This window comes from Campylobacter sp. US55, assembly GCF_004378955.1.
Classification (GTDB): domain Bacteria; phylum Campylobacterota; class Campylobacteria; order Campylobacterales; family Campylobacteraceae; genus Campylobacter_D; species Campylobacter_D jejuni.
The window spans coordinates 81,149-106,250 of the sequence record NZ_RYYF01000001.1 but is presented as its reverse complement, the minus strand read 5'-3'; the positions used below and the strand labels follow the sequence as shown (position 1 = coordinate 106,250).

At 30.4% G+C, this 25,102-nt stretch carries 25 protein-coding genes; 11 read left to right on the top strand and 14 right to left on the bottom strand.

Going from position 1 to position 25,102, the window contains the following annotated elements:
- Positions 1-274 precede the first annotated feature (274 nt).
- Genes ELQ07_RS00540 through metF form a run of 4 tightly spaced genes read left to right on the top strand, consistent with a single transcriptional unit; the run spans position 275 to position 5,182 of the window.
- Entirely contained in the window at positions 275-1,267 is a 993-nt protein-coding gene (locus tag ELQ07_RS00540; protein WP_070317023.1) for an isopenicillin N synthase family oxygenase, read from the top strand.
- 10 nt (positions 1,268-1,277) lie between these two features.
- Positions 1,278-2,048 (top strand): MetQ/NlpA family ABC transporter substrate-binding protein, encoded by a 771-nt coding sequence (locus ELQ07_RS00535; protein ID WP_208357094.1) that lies wholly within the window; start codon positions 1,278-1,280, stop codon positions 2,046-2,048.
- Positions 2,049-2,059: 11 nt separating this feature from the next.
- On the top strand, positions 2,060-4,324 hold the full coding sequence (metE, locus tag ELQ07_RS00530; protein ID WP_096703124.1) for a 5-methyltetrahydropteroyltriglutamate--homocysteine S-methyltransferase: 2,265 nt from the start codon (positions 2,060-2,062) through the stop codon (positions 4,322-4,324).
- A gap of 9 nt (positions 4,325-4,333) precedes the next feature.
- Positions 4,334-5,182, top strand: a complete 849-nt coding sequence (gene metF / locus ELQ07_RS00525) for a methylenetetrahydrofolate reductase [NAD(P)H] (protein ID WP_134224582.1) — start codon at positions 4,334-4,336, stop codon at positions 5,180-5,182.
- A 21-nt stretch (positions 5,183-5,203) separates the two neighbouring features.
- On the opposite strand, the gene ELQ07_RS00520 is transcribed toward metF, so the two are convergent.
- The 5 genes from ELQ07_RS00520 to ELQ07_RS00500 all read right to left on the bottom strand — a co-directional run bounded on the left by ELQ07_RS00520 (position 5,204) and on the right by ELQ07_RS00500 (position 8,904).
- Complete coding sequence (locus tag ELQ07_RS00520) at positions 5,204-5,395, bottom strand: membrane protein (protein WP_002852856.1); 192 nt, start codon at positions 5,393-5,395, stop codon at positions 5,204-5,206.
- The gene (locus ELQ07_RS00515) at positions 5,392-6,072 is read right to left on the bottom strand and encodes a F0F1 ATP synthase subunit A (RefSeq protein WP_002908551.1); all 681 of its coding nucleotides are present in this window, start codon (positions 6,070-6,072) and stop codon (positions 5,392-5,394) included. Before ELQ07_RS00515 ends, ELQ07_RS00520 begins: the two co-directional genes overlap by 4 nt.
- Before the next feature lie 68 nt (positions 6,073-6,140).
- On the bottom strand, positions 6,141-7,481 hold the full coding sequence (gene radA, locus ELQ07_RS00510; protein WP_002870828.1) for a DNA repair protein RadA: 1,341 nt from the start codon (positions 7,479-7,481) through the stop codon (positions 6,141-6,143).
- Positions 7,481-8,347, bottom strand: coding sequence for a signal recognition particle-docking protein FtsY (gene ftsY, locus ELQ07_RS00505; protein WP_134224581.1), 867 nt, complete (start codon positions 8,345-8,347; stop codon positions 7,481-7,483). Before ftsY ends, radA begins: the two co-directional genes overlap by 1 nt.
- Positions 8,347-8,904 carry a TlpA disulfide reductase family protein gene (locus tag ELQ07_RS00500; protein WP_070317020.1) on the bottom strand — a complete coding sequence of 186 codons (558 nt, stop codon included), beginning with the start codon at positions 8,902-8,904 and terminating at the stop codon, positions 8,347-8,349. Before ELQ07_RS00500 ends, ftsY begins: the two co-directional genes overlap by 1 nt.
- A gap of 83 nt (positions 8,905-8,987) precedes the next feature.
- Between ELQ07_RS00500 and ELQ07_RS00495 the strand changes: the two genes are divergently transcribed.
- Genes ELQ07_RS00495 through ELQ07_RS00480 form a run of 4 tightly spaced genes read left to right on the top strand, consistent with a single transcriptional unit; the run spans position 8,988 to position 12,913 of the window.
- The gene (locus ELQ07_RS00495) at positions 8,988-9,614 is read left to right on the top strand and encodes a 5-formyltetrahydrofolate cyclo-ligase (RefSeq protein WP_002860439.1); all 627 of its coding nucleotides are present in this window, start codon (positions 8,988-8,990) and stop codon (positions 9,612-9,614) included.
- Positions 9,535-11,088 carry a ribonuclease Y gene (rny, locus tag ELQ07_RS00490; RefSeq protein WP_002853829.1) on the top strand — a complete coding sequence of 518 codons (1,554 nt, stop codon included), beginning with the start codon at positions 9,535-9,537 and terminating at the stop codon, positions 11,086-11,088. The genes ELQ07_RS00495 and rny overlap by 80 nt, the downstream gene beginning before the upstream one ends.
- Before the next feature lie 8 nt (positions 11,089-11,096).
- A complete protein-coding gene (locus ELQ07_RS00485) occupies positions 11,097-11,654 on the top strand; it encodes a DedA family protein (protein WP_070317019.1) in 558 nt (185 codons plus the stop codon).
- The gene (locus ELQ07_RS00480; protein ID WP_134224580.1) at positions 11,654-12,913 is read left to right on the top strand and encodes a ComEC/Rec2 family competence protein; all 1,260 of its coding nucleotides are present in this window, start codon (positions 11,654-11,656) and stop codon (positions 12,911-12,913) included. Before ELQ07_RS00485 ends, ELQ07_RS00480 begins: the two co-directional genes overlap by 1 nt.
- Here ELQ07_RS00480 and ELQ07_RS00475 read toward each other — a convergent pair.
- The 3 genes from ELQ07_RS00475 to ELQ07_RS00465 are packed head-to-tail and all read right to left on the bottom strand — an operon-like array spanning position 12,857 to position 15,777.
- A complete protein-coding gene (locus ELQ07_RS00475; protein WP_070317017.1) occupies positions 12,857-13,663 on the bottom strand; it encodes a YihY/virulence factor BrkB family protein in 807 nt (268 codons plus the stop codon). The genes ELQ07_RS00480 and ELQ07_RS00475 overlap by 57 nt on opposite strands.
- A 3-nt stretch (positions 13,664-13,666) precedes the next feature.
- On the bottom strand, positions 13,667-15,049 hold the full coding sequence (locus ELQ07_RS00470) for an FAD-linked oxidase C-terminal domain-containing protein (protein WP_002937828.1): 1,383 nt from the start codon (positions 15,047-15,049) through the stop codon (positions 13,667-13,669).
- A gap of 2 nt (positions 15,050-15,051) precedes the next feature.
- Positions 15,052-15,777: a plasminogen-binding N-terminal domain-containing protein gene (locus tag ELQ07_RS00465; RefSeq protein WP_002853792.1), complete on the bottom strand. Its 726-nt coding sequence runs from the start codon at positions 15,775-15,777 to the stop codon at positions 15,052-15,054.
- 121 nt (positions 15,778-15,898) lie between these two features.
- Here ELQ07_RS00465 and ELQ07_RS00460 point away from each other — a divergent pair, with 121 nt between their 5' ends.
- A complete protein-coding gene (locus ELQ07_RS00460) occupies positions 15,899-17,059 on the top strand; it encodes a M23 family metallopeptidase (RefSeq protein WP_070317015.1) in 1,161 nt (386 codons plus the stop codon).
- On the opposite strand, the gene ELQ07_RS00455 is transcribed toward ELQ07_RS00460, so the two are convergent.
- The 4 genes from ELQ07_RS00455 to ELQ07_RS00440 are packed head-to-tail and all read right to left on the bottom strand — an operon-like array spanning position 17,056 to position 21,065.
- A complete protein-coding gene (locus tag ELQ07_RS00455; RefSeq protein WP_070317014.1) occupies positions 17,056-17,259 on the bottom strand; it encodes a hypothetical protein in 204 nt (67 codons plus the stop codon). The genes ELQ07_RS00460 and ELQ07_RS00455 overlap by 4 nt on opposite strands.
- A gap of 1 nt (position 17,260) precedes the next feature.
- Positions 17,261-17,941, bottom strand: coding sequence for a polyphenol oxidase family protein (locus ELQ07_RS00450; protein WP_070317013.1), 681 nt, complete (start codon positions 17,939-17,941; stop codon positions 17,261-17,263).
- Positions 17,905-18,516, bottom strand: coding sequence for a riboflavin synthase (ribE, locus tag ELQ07_RS00445; protein ID WP_070317012.1), 612 nt, complete (start codon positions 18,514-18,516; stop codon positions 17,905-17,907). Before ribE ends, ELQ07_RS00450 begins: the two co-directional genes overlap by 37 nt.
- A gap of 8 nt (positions 18,517-18,524) precedes the next feature.
- The gene (locus ELQ07_RS00440) at positions 18,525-21,065 is read right to left on the bottom strand and encodes a hypothetical protein (RefSeq protein ID WP_134224579.1); all 2,541 of its coding nucleotides are present in this window, start codon (positions 21,063-21,065) and stop codon (positions 18,525-18,527) included.
- Positions 21,066-21,226: 161 nt separating this feature from the next.
- Between ELQ07_RS00440 and groES the strand changes: the two genes are divergently transcribed.
- Both groES and groL read left to right on the top strand, forming a co-directional pair.
- Positions 21,227-21,487 carry a co-chaperone GroES gene (groES, locus tag ELQ07_RS00435; RefSeq protein WP_002825273.1) on the top strand — a complete coding sequence of 87 codons (261 nt, stop codon included), beginning with the start codon at positions 21,227-21,229 and terminating at the stop codon, positions 21,485-21,487.
- A gap of 20 nt (positions 21,488-21,507) precedes the next feature.
- Entirely contained in the window at positions 21,508-23,145 is a 1,638-nt protein-coding gene (gene groL / locus ELQ07_RS00430) for a chaperonin GroEL (RefSeq protein WP_002853460.1), read from the top strand.
- 42 nt (positions 23,146-23,187) lie between these two features.
- On the opposite strand, the gene dccS is transcribed toward groL, so the two are convergent.
- Positions 23,188-24,378, bottom strand: a complete 1,191-nt coding sequence (gene dccS, locus ELQ07_RS00425; RefSeq protein WP_002887839.1) for a two-component system sensor histidine kinase DccS — start codon at positions 24,376-24,378, stop codon at positions 23,188-23,190.
- Positions 24,371-25,036, bottom strand: coding sequence for a two-component system response regulator DccR (dccR, locus tag ELQ07_RS00420; RefSeq protein ID WP_002853205.1), 666 nt, complete (start codon positions 25,034-25,036; stop codon positions 24,371-24,373). The genes dccS and dccR overlap by 8 nt, the downstream gene beginning before the upstream one ends.
- Positions 25,037-25,102: the final 66 nt, after the last annotated feature.

The window sequence follows — 25,102 nt, the reverse complement described above, 5'->3', positions numbered from 1 at the left end:
TTAATATATTTTTATATATGATTTTGAAATTTTATTATTTTAAAAGGAGAAAAAATGAAACTGATGTGCGAGATGTGTAGTATCTAGTGCGTCCTTTGGCTTAACATTATGTTTCCAAAGGTCCAAAAAGTGGATAAGGAGATATAATGTGTAAGAAAGTCAAAAAAGTTTATTTTTTCAAAATACTCATTTAAAATCTTAACTTACAAAAATTTCTCTAATAAAATTTAATTCAAAATATCTTCTTATCCTTAATTTAATTTAAGGAGCAAAAATGAATTTACCTATACTTGATTTACAAGCTTATGAAAAAGATAAAAGCACTTTTCTTAAAAATTTAAGAGAAATTGCTTCTAAAATAGGTTTTTTTTATCTTATCAATACTGGTATAGATAAAAATTTAAACGAGAAATTATTCAAACTTGGCAAAGAATTTTTTAATCTTTCTAGAAGTTCGAAAGAGCTTATTTCTATGGTACATTCTCCTCAATTTAGAGGTTATACTAGCGAAGGTTTTGAATACACAGCAGGATCTAAGGATTATAGAGAACAACTGGATATAGGCACAGAAAGAGATGCTTTAAACTGGAATTTAAACTCACCCTTATGGCAAAGACTAGAAGGTCCTAATCTTTGGCCTAGTGAAATTCCAGAACTTAAAAAAACTTTCTTAACTTGGCACAAACAAACCAAAAAAGCTTGTTTAAAGCTTTTAAAAGCCTTCGCTCAAGCTCTTGATCTACCTAGCAATGCTTTTGATAAACTTTATGGAGAAAATTCTTACGAACATTGTAAAATCATACATTATCCAAAAAGCTCAAAAAATATCACTCAAGGCGTAGGTTCACATAAAGATGGTGGGCTTATCACTTTTGTTTTTCAAGAAAAACAAAGCGGACTTGAAGCTTTTATAGATGGTAAATGGCTTAGTATACCCCCACTTGAAAATAGCGTTGTAGTTAATATAGGAGAATTTTTAGAACTAGCTACCAATGGCTATTTAAAAGCTACTATTCACCGCGTGAATTTAAGCCCAAAAGAACGCTTTAGCATAGCTTATTTTCTTGGAGTGCAACTTGATAAGGATATACCTATTTTTAAGTTAAATCCAGAGCTTGTTAAAGAAAGCAAAGGTGTGGATACTGATCCTAAAAATCCACTTTTAAGAAATGTTGCAAGTAATTATTTTAAAAGAATGATACGCTCTCATCCTGATGTAGCAAGCATTTATCATAGTGACTTGATAGAAAAATTTAGTTTTGCGTAAAGGAGAAAAAATGACTTTATTTACTAAAGCTTTTTGCGTCGCTACTCTTTTTACCGGTTTTGCATGGGCAAATGAAGAACTTAAAGTTGGCTCTTCTATAACACCTCATGCAGATATTTTAAGATTTATAAAATCAGCACTTCAAAAACAAGGTTATGATTTAAAAATTTATAAATTCAATGATGGAGTAATCCCTAATGTAATGGTTGAAAATGGTGAGTTAGATGCTAATTATTTTCAGCATGAACCCTATTTAAAAGAATTCAATCAAAGACAAGGCACCCATCTTGTAAAAGTTGCCAGTATCCATATAGAACCTATGGCAGTGTATTCTAAAAAACATAAAAAATTTAACCCCAAGGAAGGACAAAGCATTTCTATACCCAATAATCCTACAAATGAAAGCCGTGCTTTACGCATTGTAGCAAGCAAAGGACTTATAGAAGTTAAAGATAATGAGCTCATCACTCCTTTAGATATCACTAAAAATCCTAAGAAGCTTAAATTCGTAGAGTTAAAAGACGCTCAACTTACAAGGAGTTTAGATGATGTAGATTATTCTCTTATTAATAGCAATTTTGCTATTTTAGCAGGTTTAAACCCTGTAAAAGATGGGCTTTATACAGAAAGTAAATATAGTGAATATAGCAATATCATCGCTGTTAAAGAAGGTAATGAAAACCTTCCTAAAATCAAAGCCCTAGTAAAGGCCTTGCAAAGCGATGAAGTTAAAAAATTTATAGAAGAAAAATATCAGGGCGCTTTAATCCCTACATTTTAAGGAGAATAAATATGAAAAATTCAATCATTTCTTACCCAAGAATAGGTGTAAATAGAGAATTAAAATTTGCTATTGAAAAATACTTTAAAAACCAAAGTTCAAAAGAGGAGCTTTTAAAAAGTGCTAAGGATTTAAGGATTAGACACTGGCAAGAAATTCAAAAAGCTGGCATTGATTTTATCCCTAGTAATGATTTTTCACTTTATGATAATGTCTTAGATACGGCTGTGCTTTTTAACATTGTTCATATAAAGTATAAAAATTTAAATTTAGATGCTTTAGATGAATACTTTGCTCAAAGTCGAGGTTATCAAGGAGAAAATGGAGATGTTACAGCCTTAGCAATGAAAAAATGGTTCAATACAAATTATCATTATTTGGTGCCTGAGTGCGATAATGCTGATATTATAGCTTTAACAGGGGATAAAATTTTTAAAGAATATCTCGAAGCTAAAGAGCTTGGCATAGAAAGCAAGCCTGTTTTAATAGGCATTTTCACACTTTTTAAACTCATTGCCTTTAAAGATGAAAAAACTCAAAAACTCGCCAAAGAAAAGCTTTTAAACGCTTATATAGAGCTTTTTGATAAACTAAATGAACTTAAAGTGACATGGCTTGAACTTGATGAGCCTTATTTGGTTTATGATTTAAGCAAGGAAGATATCGCTTTGTTCGAAGAATTTTACCAAGAACTTTTAAATCACAAAAAAAATCTTAAAATTTTACTTCAAAGCTATTTTGGAGACTTAAGAGATATTTATCCTAAACTTTTAGAAAGCAAATTTGATGCTTTAGGGCTTGATTTTATCGAAGGTAAACAAAGCTTAGCCTTAGTTCAAAAATACGGCTTTGCTAAAGATAAAATCCTTTTTGCAGGTCTTATTAACGGCAAAAATATCTATGCTAATGATTATGCTAAAAGCCTAAAGCTTGTTAAAGAGCTTCAAAAATATACACAAAATATCATCTTAAACACCTCTTGTTCGCTTTTACATGTGCCTTATAGCACTGAATTTGAAAGCAAATTAGATTCAAGCTATCTTAAACTTTTTGCCTTTGCTAAAGAAAAACTTCAAGAACTTAAAGATTTAAAAGAAATTCTAAATTCTAGCGAAGAAAATCCGCTCTTTAGAGCCAATCAAGAGCTTTTTAAAAATATCCCAGAGCGTTTAGATGAAAAAGTCAAAGCAAGGCTTAAGGCTTTAAAAAAAGAAGATTTTACCAGAACGCCTAGTTTTAAAGAACGCGCCTTAATCCAAAAAGAATTTTTAAAACTCCCTCTTTTACCAACCACAACCATAGGTTCCTTTCCTCAAAGTGCCGATGTAAGATCTAATCGCCTTGCCTTTAAGCAAGAAAAAATTTCAGCTCAAAACTACACTGAATTTAACCAACAAAAAATCAAAGAATGCATACAAATTCAAGAAGAAATAGGACTTGATGTTTTAGTGCATGGAGAATTTGAAAGAAATGATATGGTGGAGTATTTTGGAGAGAATTTAAAGGGCTTTTTATTTACTCAAAATGGTTGGGTGCAAAGCTATGGCACAAGGTGCGTTAAACCTCCTGTGATTTGGGGTGATGTATCACGCACAAAGCCTATTACCCTAGCTTGGTCTAAATTTGCACAAAGTTTAAGTCAAAAAATCGTAAAAGGTATGCTAACTGGACCTGTAACCATACTTAATTGGTCCTTTCCAAGAGAAGACATCAGCCTAAAAGAAAGTACTGAGCAAATTGCCTTAGCTATAAGAGATGAAGTGTTAGATCTTGAAAATGCAGGTATAAAAATCATACAAATTGATGAAGCCGCTTTGCGTGAAAAACTGCCTTTAAGAAAAAGCGATTGGCATAGCGAGTATTTAGATTGGGCTATTCCTGCTTTTAATCTTGTGCATAGTGGGGTAAAAGCTAAAACTCAAATTCACACTCATATGTGTTATAGTGAATTTAGCGATATCTTAAAAGAAATTGACGCTATGGATGCTGATGTGATTTCTTTTGAAGCTTCAAGATCAAACTTAAGTCTTTTAGATACTCTAAAAGCTATTCATTTTAAAACTGAGGTGGGACCAGGAGTTTATGATATACATAGCCCTAGAGTTCCAAGCATAGAAGAGCTAAGCTTAACCATAGAAAAAATTTTAAACAAATTACCTAAGGAGCAAATTTGGATCAATCCAGACTGCGGACTTAAAACAAGGGCATATGAAGAAGTCATAGCCTCTCTTAAAAATTTAGTTACAGCTACGCAAAAAATACGAAAACAATTATAAGGAGTTTTTATGTGTAATTTTTCTTTTGAAGTTTTTCCACCAAGAAAGGATGAAAATATCAAAAATCTTCATGCTATCTTAGATGATTTAGGGCAATTAAGCCCTAATTTTATCAGCGTAACCTTTGGAGCTGGAGGCTCTATTAACTCACAAAACACTTTAGAAATTGCAAGCTTAATCCAGAAAGAATATCAAATTCCTAGCATAGTACATTTACCTTGCATCCATTCCAGTAAAGAAAAAATCACTCAGATACTTCAAAAATGCAAAGAAAAAAATCTTAATCAAATTCTTGCTCTAAGAGGCGATATATGTGAGAATTTAGAAAAAAGCAAAGATTTTTCTTATGCTAGTGATTTAATTTCTTTTATAAAAAAACAAGAATATTTTGAAATTTATGCCGCATGCTATCCAGAAAAACATAATGAATCTAAAAATTTCATCGAGGATATACACCATCTTAAAACTAAGGTAAATGCAGGAACAGACAAGCTCATTACTCAACTTTTTTACGATAATGAAGATTTTTATACTTTTAAACAAAATTGTGCTTTAGCAGGTATTGACATACCTATTTACGCAGGTATTATGCCTATTACTAACAAAAGACAGGTTTTAAAAATTTCTCAACTTTGCGGATCTAAAATCCCTCCTAAATTTGTTAAAATTTTAGAAAAATATGAAAATAATACTTTGGCTTTAGAAGATGCAGGTATCGCGTATGCTTGCGATCAAATTGTCGATTTAATCACAAGTGGCGTAGATGGAATTCATCTTTATACTATGAATAAACCCAAAGCAGCTATTAAAATTTATGAAGCTGTAAAGCATTTGCTTAAAGAAGAGCTTCATGCTTAGAAAATAAACTATTTTTTGCTTTTATCTTAACTTATTTTCATTTTTTAGCTTATGGTTTTCTATAAGTAAAACAAAAATTAAAGATAAAAGCAAACCTGGTATAATACCCAAGCAAAGATAGAAAAAAGAATTATATTTAAAAAAGAAGAAAAGTGCACCAAAAAGCATTAAAGCTAAAGATGCACCTTTGAAAAATTCTAAAATATAGATCAATGACCTTCCTCAACAACAGTTGCACCCGCTAAATATACATAAGTTAAAATCATAAAAATAAAAGCTTGTAAAAATGCCATAAAAGTTAAAAGCACATAAGCAGGAAGTGGAGCTATATAAGGAACTAAAGCTAAAATTACCATCAAAAACAAATCGTCACCTTTAATATTTCCAAACAAACGGAAGGACAAAGAAACCACACGAGAAAGATGAGAGACTATCTCTATAGGAAACATCAAAGGAGCTAAAAGTTTAATAGGTCCCATGAAATGAGCAAAATACTTTACAAAACCTTGTGCCCTAATACCCTCAAAATGATAATATACAAAAACTATAATAGCCAAGGACAAAGTCAAATTTAAACTTGCAGTTGGAGCGTGAAAACCAGGTATTATACCTATAATATTACTAAAAAACACTATAATCCCCAAAGTTGCAACCAAAGGAAGATATTTTCTTGCACCTTTTTCACTTCCCATGGTATCTCTACCCATAGATAAAACTCCCTCTAAAAAAGCCTCACCTAAATTTTGCATACCGCGTGGAACAAGTTGCATAGAACGAGTAGCCATCATAGCCACTATAACAGCAATTAAAGCTACCAAACCTATGTGAAAAAAATAAGAAAAAGTATGACTTGTATCAAGCAAAGAGCTAAATAAAAATAAATCTTTCATGGTTTCCTCAAAAATTTTATTCTAAACTCGGAATTCTAGCAAAATCTTACTTATATTTTAATGAAAATTTACATCCATTCTAAAACTTGTGAAAGTTCTTTAGCAACAAAACACTTAAGTCCTATATCTTCCAAAGGCTTAGAAGGAACAATAGCATTTTTAAATTTTTGCATTTTAGCTTCTTTTAAACGCGTATCAAGGCTAAAAACCTCTCTAATTTCTCCATTTAAACTAAGCTCTCCTATAAAAATACTATCTTTGCTCAAAGGGCGATTTTTAAAACTTGAAATAATAGCTGCAACCACAGCCAAATCCGCAGCAGTTTCACTTACTTTTACTCCGCCGCTAATATTTACAAATACATCATAATGCCCTAAAGGAATTTCAAGTTTTCTTTCAAGCAAAGCCAAAAGCATATCTAAGCGATTTTTTTCATATCCTGTAGCGCTGCGTTTTGGATAAGAACTTTCACACACTAAAGCTTGAACTTCTAAAACCAAGGCACGAGATCCTTCCATCACAACACCTAAAGCACTTCCTGAAATAGCCTTTCCACGAGTAAAAAAACGATTTGCTAAATCTTTTGCGCTAATCAAACCCTTAGCAGTCATCTCAAAAATACCTACTTCATTCGTTCCACCAAAACGATTTTTAAAGCCTCTTAAAAGTCTGATTTCTTTAGTGGCATCTCCTTCAAAATAAAGCACCACATCTACCATATGCTCAAGAACCCTAGGCCCTGCTATAGCACCTTCTTTAGTAATATGCCCTATGATAAAAGTACTGATATTATAAGCCTTGCTAACACGCATAAGTTCAAAAGTAATCTCACGCACCTGAGTGATGCTTCCTGCTGCTGAAGTGATTTTATTTGAATATAGAGTTTGTATAGAATCAACAATAAGAATGCTATAATCTTTTTTGTGCAATTCTTCTAAAATATTTTCAAGGCAAAGTTCAGTAAGTAAAAATAAATTCGGAGTATTAGCCTCAAGACGATCAGCTCTTAATTTAATCTGGGCTTTACTTTCTTCGCCACTGACATAAAGCACTTTTTTACCCTGTTTAGCTAAATTTGAAGCAATTTTTAACAAAAGCGTAGATTTTCCCACACCTGGACTTCCGCCTATAAGCACTAAAGAACCTTCAACAAGCCCTCCGCCTAAAACCAAATCAAGCTCATTATCATCTGTGCTGTATCTTGTAAAATGTTCTAACTCCACATCTTCAATACAAACAGCCTCACTTGTTTTCATACTAACTTGCGCAAGCTCTTTTAAAACTTTAATTTGCTCAGCTTTTAATTCTATAAAACTATCCCAAGCTCCACAATCAGGACATTTTCCAAGCCATTTGCTTTGTTGATTTCCACAAGCTTGACATTCAAAAAGTGCTTTATTTTTTGCCATTATTCAAAAATAGGATCTAATAAAGTATCTAAGTAAGCATTTGCATTAAATTCTTGCAAATCCGTCATTTGCTCACCCACGCCTACATAAAAAATAGGAAGCTCAAGCTCTCTTGCTATACTAAAAAGTGCACCCCCTTTAGCTGTCCCATCAAGCTTTGTGATAATCACACCATCAAGTTTTACAAGCTCATTAAAAGCTTTAGCTTGTAAAATTCCAGCATTTCCCTGTGTTCCATCTAAAACTAAAATTTTTCTATGGGGTGCGCCTTCTAAAGCTTTGTTTGAAATTCTTACAATTTTTTCAAGCTCATGAGCTAAATTTTTTTGATTTTGCAAACGGCCTGCTGTATCGATAATTACTCTATCAAAATCCTTTGCTTTTGCTTTAGAAATGGTATCAAAAGCAACCGCTGAAGGATCATGCCCTTGTGCAGTTAAAACTATATCTACATCCACTTTTTGCGCCCAAAGTTTTAATTGCTCAATCGCACCTGCTCTAAAAGTATCACACGCCCCTAAAATCACTTTTTGATTTTGGTTTTTATATAAATAAGCAAGCTTGGCAATACTTGTTGTTTTTCCTGCTCCATTTACTCCTAAAATAAGCTCTACAAAAGGTTTTTCTTGATTGGTTTCTTTTTTTTCATAAAGAAAATAAGAACCCATAACATGCTTTAAATCTTCTTTTTTTACTTCATTTTGAGGTGGTAAATAATAAATTATCTCTTCAACTATTTCATAACTTACATCTGCTTCAAGCAAAATTTCTTCAAGCAAATCTTTGGTTATCTTTTTATTCTCTCCTTTAACTCCAACAATATTTTCAAGAGTTTTTGCAAGTCCTTTTTTAAAAAAATCAAACATTAAAGTATAGCCTTTTGTATATCGATTTCTAGCATTTCTTCAGGAATAAGCCCTAAATACTGATTAATCAATTTAGAATGCTTGTTGTAAAGAAACATAGTAGGAATTCCATTTACCCCGCCTAAAGCTTTAGCTAAAAGATAGTTATTTTCACCATTAGCGACTTTATAAGATATTTTATGCTGTTCTATAAATTTTTGAATCTCATCATTAGATTTATCTTCTAATAAAACTCCAACTATGTTAAAATCATTATTATACTTTTCTTGTAATTTATTAAGATGAGGGATTTCAGCAATGCAAGGGGTACACCAAGTAGTAAAAAATACAAACAAAGTTGCCTTATCTTCATCATTGAAATTTAAAACGGCATTTTCTTTTTTAATTGAAATTAATCCTCCATCAATCAAATTAAGTTTAAAATTCATATCATCACTTTGATTGATACTTGCCTCGGTACTTAAATTTACATCATTTTGCTGCTTTTCTTTATCATCGCTACAAGCAACAAACAAATAAGATATTGCCACTAGTAAAAGTATTTTTTTAATCTTCATTATTTATCAATCCTTTATTCTTCTTTATAAAAATGCTAAAATTATAACATACATAAGATAATATTTTTTTAAAGGCATATTATATGGAAAAAACAGATTTTAGGGCATTGCAAAAAATACGCCTTTTCAAACATTCAAAACTAAATTTCAAACAAGATTATAAAATATTCAAAGAATGTCTTAAAATAATAAAACTATTTAAAGCTAAAAATATTTTAATTTTTATTCCTTTGCATTATGAACCAAACTTAATAAAATTTCGCCATATTCTTAATAAAAATTACAAACTTTTTGTTCCATTTATGCAAGATAAAAGTTTAAAAATTGTAAAATTAAGATTGCCTTTTATTAAAAAAAGGTTTGGGGTTTTAGAGCCTATAGATTCTTTTTTTAAAGCAAAAATTGATTTAGCTATTGTGCCTGTAATTGGCGTCGATAAAAATTTAAAAAGAATAGGACATGGGCAAGGTTTTTATGATAGATTTTTTGAAAATTTAAATTACAAACCTCATATAATATTTGTCCAAAGTATAGATGCTTTAAGTCAAAATAATCTAACACAAAAGCATGATATTTCAGGAAAATTATACATAAACCCTTATAAAAAATATTACAAGAAAGAAAGAAAAAATGATAGAATCACTTATCGCACTTATAGCCGCTATAGTCGGACTCGGTATAGGATATTTAGTTGCAAAAAAAATCAATGATGCCAAATATGAAATTTTCGTAGAACAAGCTAAAGCCAAAGCCAAAGCTATAGAATACGAAGCGGAGCTTATTTTAAAAGATGCAAAAAATTCAATTCTTAATGCAGAATTAGAAGTTAAAAAAAAATACGAAGAAAAAACTCACAAAATTCAAAAAGATTTTAATCAAAAATTTGATGATCTTTCTAAAAAAGAACAAAAACTTCAGCAAGAAGAAGAAAAACTAAAAGAAGATAAAGAATACCTTTGCAAGTCACAAAAACACATTCAAGACTTACAATCTGATGTTGATAAATTAAAAAATAAATATCAAGAAAAACTTGATGATGTTTTAAAAATTTTAGAACATTCTACAGGACTTACACAAAATGAAGCCAAAGAAATCATTCTTAAAAAAGTAGAAGAAAATTCTCGCGAGCAAATTGCACATATAGTAAGAAAATATGAAGAAGAAGCAAAAAATGAAGCCAAAAGAAAAGCTAATTTCATCATTGCTCAAGCTACTTCTCGTTTTGCAGGTGAATTTGCAGCTGAAAGACTTATCAATGTTATTAACATTAAAAACGATGAACTTAAAGGACGCATCATTGGTAAAGAAGGGCGCAATGTTAAAACCTTAGAAATGGTTTTAGGTGTTGATATTATCATCGATGATACACCAGGTGCTATTATAGTAAGTTGTTTTAATCTTTATCGCCGTGCTATTGCTACAAAAGTTATAGAACTTTTAGTTGAAGATGGTAGAATTCAACCCGCGCGCATAGAAGAAATTCACGAAAAAGTGTGTAAAGAATTTGATAGTGCTATTCTAGAAGAAGGCGAAACCATAGTTATGGATCTAGGTTTAAATAAAATACACCCTGAAATTGTAAAACTCATAGGAAAACTCAAATACCGAGCAAGCTATGGACAAAACGCTTTAGCACATTCTTTGGAAGTGGCTCACCTTGCAGGAATCATTGCTGCTGAGTGTGGCGGGGATGAGAATTTAGCACGTCGTGCGGGAATTTTACATGATATAGGAAAAGCATTAACCCATGATTTTGAAGGATCTCATGTGGATTTAGGTGCAGAACTTTGCAAACGCTATAAAGAGCATCCTGTAGTAATCAATGCTATTTACGCACATCATGGACACGAAGAAGCTACAAGCATAGAATCAGCAGCTGTTTGTGCAGCAGATACTTTAAGTGCTGCACGACCTGGAGCTAGAAGAGAAGTATTAGAAGCTTTCTTAAAAAGAGTCAGTGAGCTAGAAGATATCGCTAAAAGTAAAGAAGGAATTAAAAATGCCTATGCAATCAATGCCGGAAGAGAAATTCGCGTCATAGCCAATGCTCAGCTTGTTAATGATGATGAAAGTGTACTTTTGGCTAAGGAAATAGCAGCTGAAATTCAAGAAAAAATGCAATATCCTGGTGAAATTAAAGTCAATGTCATACGTGAACTTAGAGCTGTAGAATACGCTAAATAAGGTTTATTATGCAAGATATGATTGATACTTTAATAAAATATGGTTATATTGTTTTATTCTTTTACTCTTTAGGGGGCGGAATGGTTGGAATTTTAGCCGCAGGAGTTTTAAGTTCTCAAGGAAAAATGGATCTTAGTTTTTGCATTGCTCTTGCTTTTATTGCTAATACCATAGGTTCAACTTTGCTTTTTATACTTGGAAAATATTACAAAAAAGATATTATGCCTTATTTTAAAAAACACCGACGCAAACTAGCTCTTGCTATGATGAAAACAAAACAACACGGAATTATTTTACTTATAACTCAAAAATTTATTTATGGTTTAAAAACTTTCATTCCTATAGCTGCAGGCATGGCAAAATATAATTTTATTAAATTTTTTATTATCAATACTCTAGCTAGTTTGGCATGGGCTATTGTTCTAGGTTTTGCTGCTTATACTTTTGGGTATGTTATTGAAGCAATTTTTGATAAACTAAGTTTATATCCTTATACTGCTCCTTTATTTTTATTATTTTTAGCTGGAATAATTTGGCTCTATTTAAGTAAATTTTCCAAAAAATAATGTCTCTATGGAATTCTTTTTTTTACTCTTTTAAAGAATTTCATTATTTATTTTTATCTGTTGTTATTATTTTTATTTTTAATATCCTTTTAGAATATAATAATTTTTTAAACTTTAAAAACCAAAAACATTACTTTATAAATAACGCTCTATTAACGCACCAATATATAAAATATAATAAAAAAAATAAAAAATACTGGGTTTTAAAATTACAAACTGAAAACTTCACTTTTTATACCACAAGTTTTAAGGATTTAAATTTAAGCAAGAATCAACTTTTAAGCCTTAGAATTATCACCCATAATATTAACTTTAAAGACTATCTGAGCAAAAGTTTTTATGCACCTTCTTACGATTTTGAAAAATTAAAAGAAAAAGAATACAATCCCATTATATCTTACTTCTTAAATCAACATACAAATGAAAAAATTAAAGAATTTTATGGTGCTTTATTTTTTGCACTGCCCATATCTTTAGAGCTTAGAAACGATGTAAATTACTACGGCATAGCACACCTTATAGCAATTAGCGGTTATCACATAGGCTTGCTTTTTAGTTTAATTTTCTTTATTTTAGCTCCAATTTATAGTTTTTTCCAAAAAAGATATTTTCCTTATAGAAATTTACGTTTAGATTTAAGTATTTTAATTTTTACACTACTTTTAGCTTATGCTTGTTTAATAGGATTTGTCCCTTCTTTTGTGCGCTCCTTGATTATGGCTTTTTGGGTTTTTTATCTATTGTGTAAAAATATAAAAATTATTAATTTCTTTACGCTTTTTTGTATTATTTTATTGTGCATTTCTCTTTACCCTAGACTTTTATTTAGTATTGGATTTTTATTTTCTATTTTAGGTGTTTTTTATATTTTTTTATATATGCATCATTTTGCAAATAAATTTAATAATCTTATAAATATTATTTTGCTTAATATTTGGACTTTTTTTGCCATGGTTTTACCTGTGCTTTATTTTTTTCCACTTATAAGCTACCAACAAATTTTAGGTATTATTTTGAGTGGAATTTTTGTAATATTTTATCCTTTAGTATTATTTTTGCATCTTATAAACTATGGAGATTTGCTCAATTTTATCTTAGATGAATTTTTTAAATTTAAAATTTATGGAACTAATATCTATATCCCATTTTGGATTTTTATAAGTTATCTTATTGCTTCTTTAATCTCTGTGCGATTTAAATATCTAGCTTTTCTTTGTATTTTTGCGAATTTTATTCCCTTCATTATGATTGTGATTTAGAAAATAATAGAGTTTAAGCCCAAAAAGATAAATAATCCAAGAAATATAAATCCAAATAAAAAAGAATAAAATAGTAGAAAAAGATCCATAAACACTAGCGTATGTTTTATTATATACCACATAATATACAAATAAATTTTTTCCTATATACCAAATAGCACCCGCTCCAAAAGATACTAAAGCTAAACTTTTAAGAGTTCCCTTATGAACAGAACTTGAATAAGATATAAAAAATAAACCCCAAATAATTACAAAGGGTAAAATTTCAAAAAAATTAAACCCTATTTTATAATCATCTAAAGTTTGTTGGATAAAACCTGAAATATAAAAACTAAGCCCAAGCCCCAAAGGAACAAGAGTTAAAAGAGTCCAATAAGAACTAATGCTTTGCCAAAGTCCTTTAGGTTCATTTTTAGTAATACGATTGATTACAAAATCATAGCCTGAAAAAAAAGCTAAAGAAGTAAATGCCATAGCAATAAGACCTACAATACCCAAATTTACACTATTTTTTAAAAAAGTATCGATGTAAGTAGCAACAACATCTTGTTGCGTTGGTATTAAAAAAGCAAAAATTATTTGCTTTGCTTTTTCATAATAAGCTTTAAAACTGGAAATTTGCGTAAAAACAGAAAAACATACAAATAAAATAGGTATTAAAGATAATACAGTATAAAAACTAAGTGCTGCTGCATAATTTAAAATTTCCTTATCACGCAAATTTAGCAAAATAGTAAAAAAATTTTTCACCTTCTAAAGTCCCATTTTAAAAGGATTTAGTATATTATTTGGATCAAAAGCTTTTTTAATATTTCTCATTAAATTCATTTCGGCTTCAGAAAAAGCTAAATTCATAAAAGGTGCTTTAGAAAGTCCTATGCCATGCTCTCCGCTTAAAGTTCCTCCAAGTTTCACTGTTAATTTAAAAATTTCTTCCACAGCTTCATAGCCTTTTTTCACCTGCTCTTTATCATTTTTATCAGGAACCATAACATTAGTATGCACATTTCCATCCCCTGTATGCCCAAAACAAGGGATTTTAAAACCATATTTTTTAGAAATTTCATCTATACCTTCAAGCAAGGCAGGTAGTTTAGAACGCGGAACTGTAATATCTTCATTAAGTTTTAAAGTTCCATACATGGCAATGCTTTGAGAACAATTTCTTCTAGCAAACCAAATATCTGCGGCTTCTTGTTCGTCTTTTGCTATTTTAAATTCACTAGCTCCAGCTTCTAAAAAATAATGTTCTAAATTTCTCAAATCCTCATCAATAGCCTCTTTAACATTACCATCCACATCAGCAATCAAAATAGCTCCAGCTTCTATAGGCAAACCTTTATTAAATTTGCTCTCAACCGCTCTAATGCTAAGATTGTCTAAAAATTCCATAGATACAGGACTTACACCGCTAGCAAGGCTTTTATAAACCGCATTCATAGCACTTTTTACACTTGGAAAAATAGCAAAAGCAGTTTTTTTGAATTTAGGTAAAGGTATTAATTTTAAAGTAAGCTCACTTAAAACTGCTAAAGAACCTTCACTAGCGATTAAAATTCCTGCCAAATTATAACCTGCTACATCTTTAATAGTGCGTTTTCCTGCACGAATGATTTCTCCGCTGGGCAAAACAGCCCTTAAAGCCATCACATAATCTTTTGTAATGCCATATTTTGCAGCTCTCATTCCCCCAGCATTTTCGCTTACATTACCCCCTAAGCTAGAATACTCCATGCTAGCAGGGTCAGGTGGATAAAACAGCCCGTATTTGGCTACTTCTTTTTGTAAATGTATATTAATAACCCCAGGTTGCACAACAGCCACTAAATTTTCAAGATCAATTTCTAAAATTTTATTCATATGCTTTTCAAAAGCAAGCACCACACCGCCATTAACAGCTAAAGCTCCTCCTGTAAAACCAGATCCTGAGCCTCGTGGTATGACTATGATATTATTTTCATTGCAAAATTTTAAAATTTGAGCAATATCTTCTTCATTTCTTGGAAAAAGAACCCCATCGGGTAAATAATGTTTTTTTGTCGCATCATAGCTATAAGCTCTTTTGTGAATTTCATCAAAATAAGCGTTTTCTTCTCCTAAAAATCGTTTAAAATATTGTTCAAATTCTTTTTTCATGTTTATTGCACCTTAGGAAGATTAATCAAAGCATCATAATATCTATAATAATTTCCTATTTCTTGAGAGTTAAAATCAAAAAAATTACTTTTATATCCACCTATACGAGAATAAAAAGGAACCTGAACGCTAGTTGGCTTGCTTATAGGCACTTCATAAAGCTTATTAAAATCTTGACAATCCACAACTTCTGCTTGATTTTCCAAAGCTACAACCAAAATACCAACCGCATTATCATCACAAAATTGCCTAAAATCTGAACGCTTAGGAGAAAGAGTGGCCGTTCTAATTAATTGTGCTCCAAAAATGTCAATATGGGTAAAATATATCTGCGGAAATTCTCTAACAAGTTCATTATAAGTTTGTTCATCAGGAGCAATTACCAATCCTCTATCATAAAGAAAATTTAAAACAACCTCATCACCTACTTTAGGTAAAACATTTGGTAAAGGCAAAGCATCTTGCTTAAGAGCTGAAAAAACGCTAAATTCTAATTTTGCCAAACCATTTTTTTTATCTATAACACTTGCTCTAGCGATGATACTTTGCGAATTGCTAAAATGTTGTACTACTACGCCACTTGAATAAAGTTTTATATCATCACTATCTTTAATATAACCATAAATATCATCAACTTTTACAAGTTCACTTTTTATAGGTTTTAAATCAAATCCAACCGCAAAGAGGCTAAGGTTTAAAGCTAAAAAACACACTATAGTTTTAAACAAATTTGCTCCTTAAATAAAAATTTATAGAATTATAATCCTTTTTTGTTAAGCAATTGTAAGAAAAATAAAGTAAAATATAGCTTTCAAATTTCAAAATTCTTTTAAAAATTAAGGTTATCTCATGAAAAAATTATTGCTTTTATTTATTTTTGTTGTTCAAAGTTTTGCAGCTTTAAGTGTTGAAGAGTTAACTTGGGATAATGGAGATACCTTGCTTAAATTCTTACAAAGAAATTCCATACCTATGTCGCTTTATTATGGACTTGATAGAGAAGATCAAGAACTTGCTTCTGATATAGCTTATAAAATAAAATATCAAGTTTTAAAAGATGAAAACAACAACATAGAACAAGTTTTAATTCCAATTAGCGATGATTTACAAATTCATATCTATAAAGATAAAGATGGACAATACACTCTTGCTTTTACTCCTGTATCTTATCAAAAAGAAGATAGAATTTTACATTTAACCATTAAAAGCTCTGCTTATCAAGATGTCTATGAAGAAAGTGGTAGCAGTACTTTAGCTCGTGCTATGGTTCGTGCTTTTCGAGGAAGTATAAATTTTCGCAATATCCAAAAAGGTGATGAAGTAACCCTATATTATGAACAAAAAAGACGCATGGGTAAACTTTGGGGCGATATAAATATAAAAATGGCAATGGTAGAAATCAATAAAAGCGCTAGAGAAGTCTTTTCTTATAATGATATATTCTATGATCGCGATGGCAAAGAATTAGAATCTTTTTTACTTACAAAACCTGTGAACTACACTAGAATTTCCTCTCCTTTTACAACAGCAAGATATCATCCTATATTAAAACGCTATCGCGCCCATCTTGGTATAGACTATGCTGCACCTACTGGAACTCCTGTAAAAAGTGCTGGCAAAGGAGTAGTAACCTTTATAGGCACAAAAGGTGGTTATGGAAATGTAATTCAAATCAAGCATGACTCAGGTTATATGACTTTATATGCTCATCTTAGTCGTTTTGCAAAAATTAAAAACGGACAAAAGGTAAATCAAGGACAAATAATTGCATATGTTGGTTCAACAGGTATGAGCACAGGTCCTCATTTGCATTTTGGAGTATATTTAAATAATAAAGCTATAAATCCTGCATCTGTTGTAAAAATCGCCAAATCAGAACTTAGTGGAAAAGCAAAAGAGAATTTTAAACATATCATAGCTGGATACGAGCAGGTTGTTAAAGAAGCCCTAGCCTCGAATCAACCTAATCCTCCAAAAGAAGAAGATTTTGAAAACTATATAGAATTTTAATTACTCAACAACGCTTTATCTTTTGCATTGATTAAAGAATTTAGAAGAGTTGTAAGCTCTTCTTTTTCTTTTTCATTAATTTCACAAAAATCTGTATCAATCAATTGTTTTACCAAAGCTTCATTCAACAAATCTCCATCGCCAAATTCTCTAGCTTTTTGAATGATTTTTAACACTCTTAAATCTTTTCTTTCATACATTTTAATCCTTTAAATAAACCACACTCACAAAACGCTTAGGCGTTTTATCACGACGATAAGAAAAAAAACTCTCATCATCAAAACTACAAATTCCACAATCTTTAATATTTTCAATGCCTAAATTTTGCGCTTGAAATTTTACTAAAGCTTTTAAATCAAGTTTATCATCTTGAACAAATTCTTTAAATTCTTTTTTAGCAAATTCTAAAATTTCTCCATCTATTTCATAATTTTTAGCACAAATTCCAGGCAGGATAAAAAGATGAAATTTATTCTTATCTAAATGTGAATTTTGCATAGCAATTTGATCAACGCATTCTTTTAGGATATTTTCAAAGCTTCCTTTTCTACCTGAATGTAAAGCTGCTATAATGCCACTTTCATGATATAAGATCAAAGGCAAACAATCCGCGCTTAAAACACAAAGAGCAGTATTTTTTTCTTTACTTATAAGTCCATCACAACTGAGATTTTTTAAATTTTCATCATAAATAATAACTTTATGAGAGTGAATTTGATCCATAAAAACACATTTTTCAATATCTTTAAAACCTAAATGAGAAAATAAATTCTCATTATGAATTTTAGCCCTAAAAACATTATAATCCTTATCAAAAGCACAAAAAATACCGACTTTATTATTTTCTAATAAAGATAAGAAATTCTTTCCACTTCTTCCCATGATAATCCTTTGTTTTTACCTTGTAATTGCGCATAAATATAACGAGCAAGTAAATCGCTTTCTATGTTGATTTTTCTACCTACTTGATAGTCTTTAAAAAGCGTTTCTTTAAAAGTAATAGGAATAATAGTAAGCCTAATACCATTTTTTAAAATTTCATTGATAGTAAGGCTTACTCCATCAACAGCTATACTTCCTTTTTCTACCATAAATTTCATAGCTTCTTTAGGTAAAGATATATGAAAATCCACTCCATTTTCATCTTTTTGAATCTTTTCAAGTATGCCGATAAAATCAATATGTCCTTGCATAAGATGTCCATCAATTCTATCGCCATATCTTAAAGCAGGTTCTATATGAACTTTATCTTTTAAATTTTCTATAGCTACATGAGTGCGACTTTCACGAGAAAGTTCCACTTCAAAACCTCCCTCATAAAGTTTTGTTACACTTAAACAAGCTCCATTTACGGCTATGCTATCGCCAAGATTTGGGCGATATTTTGCTTTTAAGCTTAAAGTATTGTTTTGATAAGATTGAACTTTAGCAATTTCTCTTATGAGTCCATTAAACATTTTTTACCTTAAAAAATCTTATTTAATAATTTATTCACCGCTTTATCAACTTTATCGCCCGTACTTTTAGCACCATCACTCACACCGCCACCTACTACATTTTTAATAGAATTTAACACACTTCCTGCATTTAAATTCACTTTAGGATTTTCCGTAGTTCCTGTAATACTTCCTTTAAAATTGGCTCTATCGAGTTTAATATCAAAAGGCAAATTTAAAGCTCCGCTTTTAGAATTTAAAGCTCCTGATTGTACTAAAATATAAGAACGATCTGCTTGCATATTAAGATCAAGTTTGATATTTTCTTTTTTAATCAAAGCTTTAGCATTAGCAGTGCGATAAACATCATTGGTAATATCTTTTAGTGTTAAAATTTTTAAAGCATTGGTAATAAGATTTGGTTTTAATTTACCCTCTTTCATATCCAAATTAACCTCTCCTTCTTCGCTTAAAAGATTGTAATTTGCCTTCACATCTGCCTTACCTTGATAAACATCCATAAAATCTAAACCTTGAGCTAGACTACTTAAATCCACTCCATTTAAATCAGCAAGCAAAAGGTTATCTTTAAGTGTGCTTTGAAGCCTCCCTTCAAATAAATTTGGACTATTTACAACAAAATTTAAATTCTTATCAAAACCTACCTTTCCATTAAATTCTGCCTTACCTTTAAGTTTTCTATCCAACAAAAAGCCTAGTTTTGAAAAATCATTTATCTTTAGATTAAAATCCGAATTTAAAAGCATTTTGCTTATATCAAAACTTCCTTGTAGTTTTGTAAGATCAGCTAAAGATGAATTTAAAACAGAATCAAATTGAGCGATATTGTTTTTAAAATTAATTTTGGTATTTAAATCATAACTTGTATTGTTTGGAAAATTTTTATTTAAAATTTTACTTAAAGTTGTAGCATTTAAAATACCTTTAGCTTCTAAATTTGCTTTACCATTAAGGTTATTAAAATCGATATTATCTAAATTAATTTTTGCATTAACAATCCCACTGGCATAATTTGGCATACCTGCTATAACAAAAAGTTTAGATAAATCAAGTTTATCAATGTTTAAATCAAGTTTTTTGCCATTTGAATCAGCCTTGATTACACCATCTGCCAAATTTGCATTTGCATTTAAATTTTGTATTTGAGTGCCTATAATATGAGCTTTTGCAGTAAGATCTGCCTTACCTTGTAATTTTTGTCCTGCTATAGCACTAAACTGAGATAAGTCATCAATAAAAGCATTTAAATCTGTATTTAACTCACTATTTTTTAAATTATAAGTTCCTTGAAGTTTTTTGATATTAAGCAAATTTGAAGCAAGCAAAGCATTGTAAGCAATATTGCTATTTTTTGCATTTGCTTTAGCATCAAAACTAAAAATTGTATTTGGAAGCTCTATTTTAGCTATTTTTTTAAGCTCATTGGTGTTAATCTTTGCATTGTTTATTTTTGCTTCAAGATCAAAATTAGAAAAATCCAAATCTGCATTTAGAAGTTTAGCATTTAAATTTCCAGAAACCAAAGCTCCATATCCTGCAAGAGCTAATAATTTTTCCAAACTTACTTCATTAATATCTGCAAAAATTTTATTATTTTTCAAACTTGCCTTTACCTCTCCACCAAGTCCGATAACTTGAGCATTTAAACTTGATAAGGCATTATTTACAACACTTGTTTGACCTATCACACCCAAACTACCATTTAGTCTAGTTTTTGTAAGTTTTTCAAGCTTTACAAGAGAAGGAATACTTAAATTAAAATCAGTACTTAAAGCATTCTTGCTAATATCATAAAGAGTTTTTTGGGTTTGTAAGTTAAGATAATCATTGTAAATTTTACTTACAGCATAAATCTTATCTTCTTTAACATTGGCCAAAATTTCTGCTTTAGGATTAGAATTTAAAGGCAAGTCTAAAGAAAAATCTTTTTTTATCGCCTCATAGTTTATATAACTTGTATCAAGTTTTATGATGATATTTCCATCAGGTTTTAAATTCTGTGCTGAAATTTTTGCTTGAGCATTTAAAAAACCTTTAGCATAACTAGGGTAAGATAAAAGATGAAGTATTTCTTCTATCTTAAGATTTTGCGCATCTAAATTTAAAGCAATAGGGCTGTAATTATACATTCTTGCATTTAAAAGCACATTTGAACCTAACAAATAACCCTTTCCATCTAAAGTAAAATCACTTGCTTTACCTTGAATTTTACCGCCAAAAGAAAGGTTTTGATTTAAATTTAAACCTAAATTTTTAGCATAATTTTGCTTTAAAGAAATAAGATAGTCAAGATCAAATCCAAGCTTAAAAGGACTCAAAGCTCCCTGAAGATTAAAATCTGCCATATTTGCGATATTTGCTTGCAATTCAAGGCTTGAAAAACGTAAATTAAAATGCGTGATATTTACATCTAATCCCGCACTTTCTTTGATCTTTTTTTGCACTATATTTGCCGCTATATTATTACCAAAACTTGTGAAAAGTATGGTATAAATAGCAATCAAAAGCACAACAACAAAAGCTATAACTCCATAAAAAATCTTTTTCATTTTTATCCTTTAGTTTATTTTATAAAATAACTTTAGTCTATAAAACTAAACTTTTATAAATATTTTAATTTAAAGTATTGACAAAATTCATTTTTTATAGTATGATATTATCACTCTAAATAAAAGAGTGCTAATATCAATATTTTTAAGGATGGACAAAAATGAATTTTCAACCTTTAGGAAAGCGTGTTCTAGTTAAACGCGTAGAAGAAACTAAAACAACAGCCTCAGGTATAATTATACCAGATAATGCTAAAGAAAAGCCTTTAATGGGTGAAGTAGTAGCAGTAAGTAAAGAAATCACTGATATTGCAAATGGTGATAAAATCGTGTTTGCTAAATACGGTGGAACAGAAATTAAACTTGATAATAATGAATATTTAGTTTTAAACTTAGATGATATCTTAGGAATTTTAAAATAATTTATAAAAAAGGATAAAAAATGGCAAAAGAAATTATTTTTTCAGATGAAGCAAGAAATAAACTTTATGAGGGCGTTAAAAAACTTAATGACGCGGTAAAAGTAACTATGGGGCCAAGAGGACGCAATGTTTTAATCCAAAAAAGCTTTGGTGCTCCAAGCATTACTAAAGATGGCGTAAGTGTTGCTAAAGAAGTAGAGCTTAAAGATAGTCTTGAAAATATGGGTGCTTCACTTGTAAGAGAAGTAGCAAGCAAAACAGCTGATCAAGCAGGCGATGGAACAACTACTGCAACGGTTTTAGCTCATGCGATTTTTAAAGAAGGTTTAAGAAATATCACAGCAGGTGCAAATCCTATTGAAGTAAAACGTGGCATGGATAAAGCTTGCGAAGCTATAGTAGGCGAACTTAAAAAACTTTCTCGCGAAGTAAAAGATAAAAAAGAAATTGCACAAGTTGCTACAATCTCAGCCAATTCTGATGAAAAAATCGGAAATTTAATCGCTGATGCTATGGAAAAAGTGGGCAAAGATGGTGTTATCACTGTTGAAGAGGCAAAATCAATCAATGATGAATTAAATGTAGTTGAAGGTATGCAATTTGATAGAGGTTATTTAAGCCCTTATTTTATCACTAATGCAGAAAAAATGACAGTAGAGCTTTCAAGCCCTTATATCTTGCTTTTTGATAAAAAAATTGCAAATTTAAAAGATTTATTACCGGTTTTAGAACAAATTCAAAAAACAGGCAAACCACTTTTAATTATCGCTGAAGATATTGAAGGTGAAGCACTTGCAACTTTGGTTGTAAATAAACTTCGCGGTGTTCTTAATATTTCAGCCGTAAAAGCTCCAGGTTTTGGCGATAGAAGAAAAGCTATGCTTGAAGATATAGCGATTTTAACAGGCGGAGAAGTGATTTCTGAAGAACTTGGAAGAACTCTTGAAAGTGCGACCATACAAGATCTTGGACAAGCTTCTAGCGTAATCATCGATAAAGACAATACAACCATAGTAAATGGCGCAGGTGAAAAAGCAAATATTGATGCAAGGGTAAATCAAATCAAAGCACAAATTGCTGAAACAACTTCAGATTATGATAGAGAAAAATTACAAGAAAGACTTGCAAAATTAAGTGGCGGTGTTGCAGTTATTAAAGTAGGTGCAGCAACTGAAACTGAAATGAAAGAGAAAAAAGATCGCGTTGATGATGCTTTAAGTGCTACTAAAGCAGCAGTTGAAGAAGGTATAGTAATTGGTGGTGGTGCAGCGCTTATCAAAGCAAAAGCTAAAATCAAACTTGATCTACAAGGTGATGAAGCAATCGGTGCAGCTATCGTTGAAAGAGCTTTAAGAGCACCTTTAAGACAAATTGCTGAAAATGCAGGCTTTGATGCAGGTGTGGTTGTAAATAGCGTAGAAAATGCTAAAGATGAAAATACAGGCTTTGATGCTGCAAAAGGTGAATATGTTAATATGCTTGAAAGTGGAATTATCGATCCTGTTAAAGTAGAAAGAGTAGCTTTACTCAATGCAGTTTCTGTAGCTAGTATGCTTTTAACCACAGAAGCAACAATTAGTGAAATTAAAGAAGATAAACCTGCTATGCCAGATATGAGCGGTATGGGAGGAATGGGTGGCATGGGCGGAATGATGTAATATCTGCTCTAACCTCTTATCAGCAAGGATTTTCCTTGCTGATTACCAATTTAATTTAAAAACACTCCCTTGATTTTCTACAGATTCACAAATAATCTTAATATCATTATCATCACAAACTTTTTTTACCAAAGAAAGCCCTATACCAAATCCTCCTTGATCGGTATTAAATCTTGTATACCTATCAAAAATATGATTTAAATTTGACTTTGAAATTCCACAACCTGTATCCGCAATACTTAAAAAATTGGCTTTTAAAATTATAGAAATTACTCCACCTTTTTTATTGTATTTAATAGCATTGCTTATAAGATTATCAATCAATTTAGAAATTTGACTTTTAGGAGCAAAAATATTTGCTTGATTTAAATCAAGCTTTAGTGTAATTTTTTTTTGCTCAAAAAATACTTTAAAATATTCCAATCTTTCTTCAAGTAGTATTCTTAAATCAAATTTTTGTTTTTCTGTTTCTAAGGTATTAGGGAAATTATAAAAAACAAGATCAGAATACACTTGAGACAAACTTTTTGCAGCAAGCTTAATCCTTGTAAATTTAGCATTATCTCCTAAATTTTGATGCTCAAGTTGTTCTATACTCATCAAAATAACACTTAATGGGGTATTGAGTTCATGGGTTGAATCTTTAATGAAACGATTTAGTGTGCTGATTTTATCCTCTAAAGGCTTTAGAGCAATTTTTACTAAAATATAAGATATTAAGCCCAATATGCAAAAAGCCATAATAGCAAAACCAAAAACTTTCGTTCTAATCCAAAAAAGATCTTTGCCAACATCTTCACCCTGTATTAAAATTTGCAAACCATCGTTAGTATTTACTTCTTCATTGCTAGCATGTCTTAAAAAATAATGATCTGCACTCATAGGAGCAAGGAAAAAAACCTTATTATCACAAATACCTCTACCTTTAAGCTCTATCTTTGCCTTTCTTAAATCAAAATCTATATTACTAAAAACAATCTTTTTAGCATCAAATATAGCAAATTTTAGTGCTGTGCTTTGAGCAATATTTTTTGCACTTATATCTATAGGAGTAAAGCGAGAATTTAAGATACTTATAACAATATTTCTATGATTTTCTCTCAAAGTGGCACCCTTTAAAACAACTAATTCTTCATATAATTTTTGATACCATAATGCAAAAAAAATAGTTAAAAAAATACCTGTAGTTGTTAAGTAGATTAATAAAATTTGCCTAATGACTTTTTTAGCCATAGCAATATCCCCTGCCTCTTTGATTTATAATTTTTTCTTTTCCTAAAATTTTACGTAAATTTTTCACATAAGCCCTTAAACTTAACTCACTAGGCTCCTCATCATAATCCCAGAGTTCTTCAAAAATTCTCTCTGTGCTTAAAAAGTTGTTTTTATTTTTAAGTAATAAAGACAAAAGCTTAATTTCTTTACTCGGTAAAGTCAAGGCTTTATTATTATGGTAAAGAATTTGTGTAGTAAATTCAAATCTAAATCCATCTCCTAAATCTTCAAAATCTTCATTTTTATGTGAAAAAGCTCTTTTAAGCAAAGCTTTAACCCTGATAGATAACTCGGCAAGTTCAAAAGGTTTTTTTATATAATCATCACAACCTGCATCAAAGCCTTGTTTTAAATCGTTTGTTGTGTTTAAAGAAGTCATGAAAATTGCTGGGGTTTGCTTTCCGCTTTTTCTTAATTCTTTAAGCAATGAAAATCCATCTCCTAAAGGAACTTTTACATCTAAAATCCAAAGATCAAAATATCTTTCATAAGCCATATCTAAAGCTTCTTGTGCATTATCGCATAAAAATACTTCATATCCTTCATCGTTTAAAAACTCTTCAATGATCTCACTCAAGCTCAAATCATCTTCTAAAAGTAAAATTTTAGCAGCCATAATTTAAATCTTTCTAAGTTCAAATCTCTTAAATATATATCATTGTATCAAATTTCTTATCAATTA

Excerpts from the sequence above, each read along its gene's own strand:
- ELQ07_RS00495 (WP_002860439.1), top strand. The coding sequence starts at position 8,988 with ATGGAAAAAACAGATTTTAGGGCATTGCAAAAAATACGCCTTTTCAAA.
- ELQ07_RS00480 (WP_134224580.1), top strand. The coding sequence starts at position 11,654 with ATGTCTCTATGGAATTCTTTTTTTTACTCTTTTAAAGAATTTCATTAT.
- radA (WP_002870828.1), bottom strand. The coding sequence starts at position 7,481 with ATGGCAAAAAATAAAGCACTTTTTGAATGTCAAGCTTGTGGAAATCAA.
- ribE (WP_070317012.1), bottom strand. The coding sequence starts at position 18,516 with ATGTTTAATGGACTCATAAGAGAAATTGCTAAAGTTCAATCTTATCAA.
- rny (WP_002853829.1), top strand. The coding sequence starts at position 9,535 with ATGATAGAATCACTTATCGCACTTATAGCCGCTATAGTCGGACTCGGT.
- ELQ07_RS00455 (WP_070317014.1), bottom strand. The coding sequence starts at position 17,259 with ATGTATGAAAGAAAAGATTTAAGAGTGTTAAAAATCATTCAAAAAGCT.
- groES (WP_002825273.1), top strand. The coding sequence starts at position 21,227 with ATGAATTTTCAACCTTTAGGAAAGCGTGTTCTAGTTAAACGCGTAGAA.
- ELQ07_RS00460 (WP_070317015.1), top strand. The coding sequence starts at position 15,899 with ATGAAAAAATTATTGCTTTTATTTATTTTTGTTGTTCAAAGTTTTGCA.
- ELQ07_RS00450 (WP_070317013.1), bottom strand. The coding sequence starts at position 17,941 with ATGGGAAGAAGTGGAAAGAATTTCTTATCTTTATTAGAAAATAATAAA.
- ELQ07_RS00485 (WP_070317019.1), top strand. The coding sequence starts at position 11,097 with ATGCAAGATATGATTGATACTTTAATAAAATATGGTTATATTGTTTTA.
- ELQ07_RS00540 (WP_070317023.1), top strand. The coding sequence starts at position 275 with ATGAATTTACCTATACTTGATTTACAAGCTTATGAAAAAGATAAAAGC.
- ELQ07_RS00470 (WP_002937828.1), bottom strand. The coding sequence starts at position 15,049 with ATGAAAAAAGAATTTGAACAATATTTTAAACGATTTTTAGGAGAAGAA.
- metF (WP_134224582.1), top strand. The coding sequence starts at position 4,334 with ATGTGTAATTTTTCTTTTGAAGTTTTTCCACCAAGAAAGGATGAAAAT.
- ELQ07_RS00535 (WP_208357094.1), top strand. The coding sequence starts at position 1,278 with ATGACTTTATTTACTAAAGCTTTTTGCGTCGCTACTCTTTTTACCGGT.
- ftsY (WP_134224581.1), bottom strand. The coding sequence starts at position 8,347 with ATGTTTGATTTTTTTAAAAAAGGACTTGCAAAAACTCTTGAAAATATT.
- ELQ07_RS00440 (WP_134224579.1), bottom strand. The coding sequence starts at position 21,065 with ATGAAAAAGATTTTTTATGGAGTTATAGCTTTTGTTGTTGTGCTTTTG.
- ELQ07_RS00515 (WP_002908551.1), bottom strand. The coding sequence starts at position 6,072 with ATGAAAGATTTATTTTTATTTAGCTCTTTGCTTGATACAAGTCATACT.
- ELQ07_RS00500 (WP_070317020.1), bottom strand. The coding sequence starts at position 8,904 with ATGAAGATTAAAAAAATACTTTTACTAGTGGCAATATCTTATTTGTTT.
- dccS (WP_002887839.1), bottom strand. The coding sequence starts at position 24,378 with ATGGCTAAAAAAGTCATTAGGCAAATTTTATTAATCTACTTAACAACT.
- groL (WP_002853460.1), top strand. The coding sequence starts at position 21,508 with ATGGCAAAAGAAATTATTTTTTCAGATGAAGCAAGAAATAAACTTTAT.
- metE (WP_096703124.1), top strand. The coding sequence starts at position 2,060 with ATGAAAAATTCAATCATTTCTTACCCAAGAATAGGTGTAAATAGAGAA.
- dccR (WP_002853205.1), bottom strand. The coding sequence starts at position 25,036 with ATGGCTGCTAAAATTTTACTTTTAGAAGATGATTTGAGCTTGAGTGAG.